Source organism: Methylorubrum podarium, assembly GCF_022179745.1.
Classification (GTDB): domain Bacteria; phylum Pseudomonadota; class Alphaproteobacteria; order Rhizobiales; family Beijerinckiaceae; genus Methylobacterium; species Methylobacterium podarium.
On record NZ_BPRD01000222.1, the window covers coordinates 1 to 8,193 of the forward strand.

Here is an 8,193-nt window from a genome sequence, read left to right on the forward strand (position 1 = left end):
CGGCGACGAGCGGCGGCGGCGGCGGCGGCCCGACGGGGGTCGTCGGCTACACGGCCAGGGGCAGCGCGGCGGCGACCAAGACCAACACGCCGATCATCGAGACGCCGGCCTCGGTCTCCGTCGTTACCCGCGAGCAGCTCAACGACCGCAACGTCCAGACGCTGAACGACGCGATCGCCTACACGCCGGGCGTCTCCTCGAACGTGTTCGGCTTCGATCCGCGCTTCGACGCGTTCTATATCCGCGGCTTCGACGTCACGAATATCGGCATCTACCGCGACGGCCTGCGCCAGCCCTCCGCCCCATTCGCCATCCCCCGCGTCGAGCCCTACGGCCTCGACGCCCTGACGATCCTGCGCGGGCCGGCGGCCGGCCTCTACGGCCTCGGCACGCCGGGCGGCATCGTCGATGTCACCTCGAAGCGCCCGACCCCGGTGCCCTTCGGCGAGGTCTGGCTGCAGCGGGGCAAGTACGACCGCTACCAGGGCGCCTTCGATCTCGGCGGCCCCATCGAGCAGACCGACGGGCAGCTCTCCTACCGCCTCACCGGCCTGTTCCGGCAGAGCGACAGCTTCCTGCCCGGCGGCCGCGAGGACCGGAACTTCATCGCGCCCGCGTTCACGTGGCGGCCCGATGCCGATACCAGCCTGACGGTGCTGGCCGAGTATCTCGACAACACCGTGCCGGGCAACGCCTCGTTCTACTCGAACTTCGCCGATCCGCGCTTCCAGAAGACGAACCTGTTCTCGGGCGATCCCGCTTTCCAGGACTACACCACGCGGCAATACCGCATCGGCTACGCCTTCGAGCACCGCTTCGGCCCGGACGTCGTGTTCCGGCAGAACTTCCGCTACTACAACGTCTTCGGCGACCTGAGATACACACAGATCGACACGATCAGCCCCGATCTCCAGACCGCCGGCCGCTCGAACGGGCGCATCACCAACGCCCTCGACACGCTCTCCCTCGACAACCAGCTCGAGACCCGCTTCACCACCGGCCCGGTCGCCCACACCCTGATCGCCGGCATCGACTACACGAATTCACGCTACACCGACCGGCGCGGCTTCCTCGTCGTGCCCGATCTGCAGATCGGCGGCCTGATCCGCCCGAATTACGGCGCGCAGTTCATCCCGACGCCGGCGCTCACCGGCGCCTCGCGCCAGCGCATCGAGCAGCTCGGCACCTACGTGCAGGATCAGGCGCGGATCGGATCGCTGATCCTCACCCTGACCGGGCGCCACGATCAGGTTTCGCAGCTCACGGAGAGCTACAGCGCCCCCTCGGCCACCGGCCCCTCGGTCACCAGCGACCGCGCCTTCTCCTACCGCGTCGGCGCCAACTACCTGCTGACGGACTTCATCGTCCCCTACGCGAGCTTCGCCACGACCTTCGCGCCGCAGCTCGGCTTCGACCGGAACGGAGCCGCCTTCCAGCCGACGACCGGCGAGCAGTTCGAGGCCGGCATCAAGACCCAGGTGCCGGGCCAAAACGTGTTCCTCAACATGGCGGTGTTCGACATCACGCAGTCGAACGTGCTGCGGCCCGATCCGGTCAACCCGATCCTGTTCCAGGCCGCGATCGGCGAGGTGCGGTCGAAAGGCGCCGAGCTGGAGCTGACCGCCAATCTCGGCCCCGGCATCAACGTGCTGGCCTCCTACAGCCACGTCGATATCCGCACGACCCGCAATCCCGGCGCGCCGGACTCCGTCGGCATCCCGCTCTCGGGGATTCCCGCCAACACCGTCACCGCCTTCGCCAACTACGCCTTCCAGCCCGACACCGAGCTGTTCGGCCTGAGTCTCGGCGGCGGCGTCCGCTACGCCGGCACCAGCCCCGCCAACGAGGTGCCGGGCAGCTTCCGCAACTCGACCGTGACGCTGTTCGACGCGGTGGCGGCCTACGACTTCGCCAAGGTCGATCCGCGGCTGAGAGGGATGCGACTTCAGGTCAACGTGAACAACGCGTTCGACCGCCGCTATTTCAACTGCCAGGCGGGCGCCTGCTATCGCGGCCAGCCCCGGCAGTTCTACGCGAGCCTGATCTATCGCTGGTGAGGCGAAGTCCGCCCTGACCGTCGTCGCACGAAACATCCTCGCCCAAGAGATCGTGGCCCAGGTGAGCCTCGCCCAAGAGAGCCTCGTTCAAGAGAGCCTCGTTCAAGAGAGTCTCGACGGCGCCCTGACCGGGGCCTTCGCCCTCTTCTCCGGCCGGCTTCGCCGCGACCCCGATCCCGCAGCCTGCGCGCTGTCGGACCTGGCGCCCGGCGGCGCGGTCTCCGACGGGATCGCCCGTTTCGCCGATGCCCATCCCGGCGCCGAGCGGAAGGCGGCGGCCTCGCTGTGGAGCGCCTACCTCTTCGCCGCGCTGATCGCGCCGACCCTGGCGGCCGGCGCGCGGCTCGGGAGGACCCTGGTGATCGAGGCGATCCGCCTGGCGCCGGAGACCGGCCTGCCGGAGACCCTCCATCTCGCACAGGGGGCAGCACTCCCCTCCCCGCTTCCGGCCCAGGTCGATCGGCTGCTCGCCGAGAGCGTCGCGCCCGCGATCGAGGCCCTGCGGGCCGGGACGGGGCTCTCGGCGCGGCTCCTGTGGGAGAATGCGGGCGGCCACCTGTTCTGGACGCTCAAGACGATCGCGCGGGAGGACCCGGAGCGGGCCGGCGACGCGAGCGAGGCCCTTGAGGCCCTGCGCTGGCCGCGCGACGCCTGCGCGGCGCTCACCCTGATGCGGGCCGACGCGGTGGCGGGCTTCGACGCGCCGCGCCGCCGGATCTGCTGCCTGCGGCACGGCCTGCCGGGCTTTTCGAAATGCGAGGGCATCTGCCCGCTGCTCAGGCGGCGCGGGGAGGTCGGCTGATCCCGTGTCCGGGCGATCGCTTCGGGCTTTGCCATCCCGTCATCGCGAGGCGAAGCCGAAGCGATCCAGCACGCGACCTGCCCGGCGAGGTTGCGGACTCATACCGCTTCCGGTCGATCGCTTCGGTTCAGCCCCAACCCCCGTCATCCCGGGGCCGCGCAGCGGAACCCGGGATCCACCCGTGATGCGCGGCTGGAATATGGCGTCCAGGCCAGTCATGGATTCCGGGTTCGCCTTCGGCGCCCCGGAATGACGAGAGGCCGCACCGAAGTAATCAACCGGAAACCGTATCAGCCGCCGCGCCCGGCCTCCGCGCCGAGGCCGCGCTGCGCCTTGGAGCGCAGGCGCTTGTTCTGGAAGACCAGCGTGACGGTGGTGCCGCCACCGCGGTCCGACCAGAGATAGGTCTCGAAGGCGCCGAGCCCGGGGATCGTCGTGGCGGCGTCGAGGGTGCCGCGGCAGCCGAGCAGGTCCTCGACCTCGGAGAGAGGCATCTCGGCCTGGAGCAGCGCGAAGGTGGCGAGGCCGAGCGGACACGGCGTCCGCTGCGTCGGCGGCCGGTGCGCGGCCACCGGCACCTGGCGGGGCGGTTCGGCCGGCGCCGGATCGGCGGCCGCCGGCTGCGGGTGCACGGTTCGGGCGGGGGGCGCGTCGTCCCAGGCAGCGGGAAAGGCTGCCGGGATCGCGGCAACCGCGGGCGGGGCTTCCGCTTGCGGGGTGTCGCCGGGCGCCGCGACGGGTCTCGGGCCGATCGGTGCGGCGGCGCTCCGCTGGGCCGGGGTGAAGGCCGAGCCCTGCCGCAGCCGGGTCGCCCCGGCCGGGGCGCCGCTGCGGCCGGATCCGTGCGGCGCCTGCTCCTCGCCCGCGTCGAGAGGGGCGCGGGCATGCCCGACGACGATGGCCCGGCGCAGGGCCGCGTCCAGGCCGCGCAGTTCGCGGGCGAGGCGCTCGCTCCGCCCGGTGCCGGCCGGCCCGGAGCGGATCTCGCAGGCGGCGAAGACGGAGAGGGCGTCGCGGATCTCGTCCTCGGTCCACCGCCCCGCGGGCTTTCCGAACAGGTCGGCCTCGCCCTGCGGAACGGCGGGCGCCGCGACGGCGTCGAGCCGGCCGAGCCTCTCCTCCGCGAGGACGCGGTGCGCGCCGCAGCCGCCGGCCGCCGCGAGGGCCGCGCGGAACGGCGAGGGTGCGGCGGCCAGGGAGGAGCCGCACGCGGCGGCGAGCAGGGCCGGTGCGAGCAGGAAGCGCATGGGGCGGTCGCCTGGGATCAGGTCAATCGGATCAAGCGACCGGTTCGGCGTAAACGGACCCTTACCGTGCGGGCCGAAGCCGCCGGACTTCGGCCGCGCTGCCTTACCGTCGGTTGACCGCCTCGCTCGAATCGACCGCATCGCGGCTGATGGCCCGTCCGCCGCCCGGGGTTTTCACGGGAAAACTGCCGCGCTTCAGGCCTTGCCCGTCGGCGCCTTCCGCCTCCGGCGCCGGACCAGCATGTTGAGGGCCTCCACCCCCGCCGAGAAGGCCATGGCGGTGTAGATGTAGCCCTTCGGCACATGCGCCCCGAACCCTTCGGCGAGCAGCGTCATGCCGATCATGATGAGGAAGCCGAGCGCCAGCATCACCACGGTGGGGTTGGCGGCGATGAAGCGCGAGAGCGGGTCGGCGGCGATCAGCATCACCGTGACCGCGGCGAGAACCGCGATCACCATGATCGCGACGTGGTCGGTCATGCCGACCGCCGTGATGATCGAGTCGATCGAGAAGACGAGGTCGAGGATCAGGATCTGGACGATGGCGGAGCCGAAGCCGATCGCCGCCTGACTGCCGGGCTTCTCCTCCGGACTCGGATCGACGCTGTGGTGGATCTCCTTGGTCGCCTTCCACAGCAGGAACAGACCGCCCGCGATCAGGATCAGGTCGCGCCAGGAGAAGCCTTTTCCGAAGACCTCGAAGACCGGCTCGGTCAGGTGGACGATCCAGGCCACGGTGCCGAGCAGGGCGAGCCGCAGGATCAGCGCGAGGCCGATGCCGATGCGCCGGGCGCGGCTCTGATGCTCGGCGGGCAGCTTGTTGGTGAGGATCGAGATGAAGATCAGGTTGTCGATGCCGAGCACGACCTCCATCACCACGAGGGTCGCGAGCGCCGCCCAGGCGGTCGGATCGGCGGCGAGTTGCAGCAGGCTGTCCACGGGCAGTCCGTCGGTTCAGAAGGGAAGGGGAAAGCGGCTCGTGGCGCCGGGTCCGGCGTTCGGCGGCGCGAGCACGCGCACCGCCTTCGGCACGACCTTGAAACGCGCCGGCGTCCAGGTGGTGAGTTCGCCATCGGTGTTCACCGCCCGCGGCTTGCGGGTCGTCAGCACCAACTCCGTCGTCTCGAAGGCGCGCACGTCCGCCGCCTTGCCGTGGGTGCCCCGGCGCAGGGCCGGCAGCAGCGCGATCAGCCGCCACCAATGGGCGACCTCCAGGCTGTAGAAATCGAGCCGCCCGTCATCGACGGTGGCGTCCTCCTGCACCGTCATGCCGCCGCCGTAGTGGCGCCCGTTGCCGACCGAGGCCTGGATCGTCGTCACCTTCTCGGTGCGGCCGTCATGCTCGATCGTCACCGTGAAGGGGCGGGCGCGGCGCAGCAGGCGGATGGCGGCGATGGCGTAGCCCACCGTGCCCCAGGCCTTCTTGGCCTCGGCCGTCAGTTCGCTGGCGAGGTCGGCGGAGAAGCCGACGCTCGCCACGTTGAAGTAGTAGTGGCCGTTGACCCAGCCGAGGTCGATCGCCTTCTCCGGCGCGGTCGGGATCAGCCCTGCGGCCGCCTCCGGATCGAGGGGCAGGCCCAGCGAGCGGGCGAGGTCGTTGGCGGTGCCGAGCGGCAGGATGCCGAAGGGCAGCTTGGTCTCGACCAGGGCCGGCGCCGCCGCGTTCATGGTGCCGTCGCCGCCGCCGAGGATGACGAGATCGACCGACCCGGCGTGGCGCCCGATCACCTCCTGGCAATCGGTGCTGCCTTCGGGCTCGACGAGGTCGAGCCCGCCCTGGCGCAGGATCGTCCGGATCGCGTCGAGCGGCGCGGAGCCGCTCCGGGCCTTGGCGTTCACGAGGAGGAGCGCGCGGCGCTTCGTCGGATTCGGGGGCGCGCTCACGCGGCCGCTCCGCTCGTGACCGGACGGAACAGGAAAACCACCGTGAACGGCAACAGGGACTCCCCGCACGCTTCCGCGCCGCGTTCGCGCCAGCGTCGATAAGGATCCGACATCACGGTCGACGCCTCGACCGTCAGAGGGGCCCGGACCCGTCCTCGGCGATCCCGCCCGATGCTCCCGCCGGGAGCGCCCGACCGGCGCCGCCACAACGGCAGGGTGAGCCGGGATCGCTACGCTCAAGGTGGGGACTTCCCGCCTGTTGGCAAGGGGACAGCGGGGGTAACGGGCCTTCCGGCGCGGCGCCTGTCGCAAAGGGGGGCGGACTCGGTGTAGGAACGCGACCGGTGGCGGAAAGCGTGGAACCGTCGCGGTGCCGTCACGCGTTCCGTCCCACCGACCGCCTCCCGCGGAACGCCCGCCGCCGTCTCCCGTCCGAGGGGAGAGCCGACGGCCGACGGGTTTTTCGCGAGGCACCTTCAGGCCTGCTCGCCCGATCGGTCCGTCATGCGCCCCGTCCTGCTTCTGACCCTCCTCCTCACCTCGGCCTGCGCGACCGGATCCGCCCTGGCGCAACAGGGATCGAACTGGGTCGATCCACCGGCAAAATCGGCCGGCTCCGGCGGCGAGGCGGCGAAACCCGCGGCCAAGCCGGGTCCCCGGTTCGAGGCCGAGCCGGAAGCCCGTGCCCAGGCGCACCGGGCGGCCGCGCCGCCCGCCCGGCAGGAGGCGCGCCGACACGACCGCAGCCGCGCGGCCGAGATGCGTCGCGCCCGCCGGGCCGCCCTCCGCGAGCGGGCGCGGGAGCAGGCCTACGCCCACGCGGCGCGAGGTTCCGCCGAGCGCTTTGCCGAGCGCCCTGCCCCGCCGCCCGCCCGGATGGCGCGGAGCGAGCCGGATCCGCGCTTCACCGACTGGGCCGTCACCGCGCGGCGCCTGAGCCTCGATTATCTCGACAGCGTCTCGGCCCCCAACGGCGCGATGCTCGCCTCCGCGCCGCGCTTCTACGGCAGCACGGTCCGCTTCCACGGGCGCGTCATGACGACCGGAGCGCTGCTCGCCGAGAAGCAGCGCTTCGCGCGGCGCTGGCCCGAGCGGCGCTACGAGCCGCAGGGGGAGCCGCGGGTCGCCTGCGACGGGCCGAGCGCCACCTGTCAGGTGCGCATCGTCCACGATTTCACTGCGCTGAGCCCGTCCCGCGGGGCGCGCTCGCAGGGCGTGGCCGAACTCACGCTGACGGTGAGCTTCGCCGGCGGGGCCCCGGTGATCGTCTCCGAATCGAGCCGCGTCCTGAGCCGCGCGGGCGCGTGACACGGGGATCAGCGACCGCATCGACCGGATACGCCGGCCGATCCATGCTGTAGAAGCCCGAGACGGACGCCGCCACCGGTGGCGCCCCCGGACCGAACGAGAACACCGAACGAGAACAAGGCATCGCGCGTGAAGGGATCGGCAAAGGCCGCAGGCCGGAGCAAGGACGAGACGGCGGCCGCGCCCGAGGCGCCGGTCTCCGAGGACGACCGCCGCATCCGCGCGCTGATCCTGGCCGAACTCGACCGGCGCGGGGCGCGGCCGGTGGCGCGCCGGACGCTGGCCCTGATCGCCGAGGGCTTCGTCGAGCCCGCCGACGGCATGCCCGGCTACCGCATCGTCGACCGGACCGGCGCGGTGCGCCTGCGGGGCGAGGCCGGGACGGGGGTGCCGCTGACGCTGCACGACCTCGTCGAGGAGCTGCGCGAGCAGCACGCCCCGCTCTTCGTCCCCCCTGCCCCCGAGCCGGAGCCGGAACCGCCCCGCGACACCATCGCCGACGTGCGGGCCGCGGGCGCCCGTTTCGTCGAGACGCAATCGGCCCTGGCGCGCTCGCTGGCCAACAGCTCCGCCGAGCGCAGCCGGGCGCTCGCCAGCGCCGCGAGCGAGACCGTCGAGGGCTGGCGCAGCCGGCTCGCCGAGCGCCTGAAGGCCCGGCCGCGGCCCGCGCCGGTCGGGGCCTCCGTCGATCCGGCCGGGACAGGGCAGGCCGGGACTGGGCCGACCGAACCTGCTTGGACCGGGCCGAACGCGGCGGAGCGCCTGGCCGAGGCGCGCGCCCGCGTCGGGGAGGGCTGGCGGCGCGTGGCCGGCGGGATCCAGCCGCGCCGGACCGCGACGCGGCTGCGCGACCTGACCGAGGATGCGCTCGCCTCCGGCAGCCGCCGCCCGGTCG

Annotated in this window: 6 protein-coding genes and 1 pseudogene; 4 read left to right on the forward strand and 3 right to left on the reverse strand. The window is 72.5% G+C overall.

Features of this window, described 5'->3' with window-relative positions:
* Nucleotides 1–2,057 (forward strand): TonB-dependent siderophore receptor (locus MFF42_RS11970; RefSeq protein ID WP_238255947.1); only part of this gene is annotated, 2,057 nt, incomplete at its 5' end.
* A 61-nt stretch (nucleotides 2,058–2,118) separates the two neighbouring features.
* Complete coding sequence (gene fhuF, locus MFF42_RS11975) at nucleotides 2,119–2,859, forward strand: siderophore-iron reductase FhuF (protein WP_238255948.1); 741 nt, start codon at nucleotides 2,119–2,121, stop codon at nucleotides 2,857–2,859.
* 290 nt (nucleotides 2,860–3,149) lie between these two features.
* Here the strand turns inward: fhuF and MFF42_RS11980 are convergent, their stop codons facing one another.
* The 3 genes from MFF42_RS11980 to MFF42_RS11990 all read right to left on the reverse strand — a co-directional run bounded on the left by MFF42_RS11980 (nucleotide 3,150) and on the right by MFF42_RS11990 (nucleotide 5,990).
* Nucleotides 3,150–4,106 (reverse strand): hypothetical protein, encoded by a 957-nt coding sequence (locus MFF42_RS11980; protein ID WP_238255949.1) that lies wholly within the window; start codon nucleotides 4,104–4,106, stop codon nucleotides 3,150–3,152.
* 195 nt (nucleotides 4,107–4,301) lie between these two features.
* On the reverse strand, nucleotides 4,302–5,045 hold the full coding sequence (locus MFF42_RS11985; protein WP_238255950.1) for a TerC family protein: 744 nt from the start codon (nucleotides 5,043–5,045) through the stop codon (nucleotides 4,302–4,304).
* Nucleotides 5,046–5,060: 15 nt separating this feature from the next.
* On the reverse strand, nucleotides 5,061–5,990 hold the full coding sequence (locus MFF42_RS11990) for a lipid kinase (RefSeq protein WP_238255951.1): 930 nt from the start codon (nucleotides 5,988–5,990) through the stop codon (nucleotides 5,061–5,063).
* A 504-nt stretch (nucleotides 5,991–6,494) separates the two neighbouring features.
* Here MFF42_RS11990 and MFF42_RS11995 point away from each other — a divergent pair.
* Entirely contained in the window at nucleotides 6,495–7,298 is an 804-nt protein-coding gene (locus tag MFF42_RS11995) for a hypothetical protein (RefSeq protein WP_238255952.1), read from the forward strand.
* A 129-nt stretch (nucleotides 7,299–7,427) separates the two neighbouring features.
* Nucleotides 7,428–8,193: pseudogene (locus MFF42_RS12000) on the forward strand (hypothetical protein); the annotation flags it as partial.

Excerpts from the sequence above, each read along its gene's own strand:
- MFF42_RS11980 (WP_238255949.1), bottom strand. The coding sequence starts at position 4,106 with ATGCGCTTCCTGCTCGCACCGGCCCTGCTCGCCGCCGCGTGCGGCTCC.
- MFF42_RS11995 (WP_238255952.1), top strand. The coding sequence starts at position 6,495 with ATGCGCCCCGTCCTGCTTCTGACCCTCCTCCTCACCTCGGCCTGCGCG.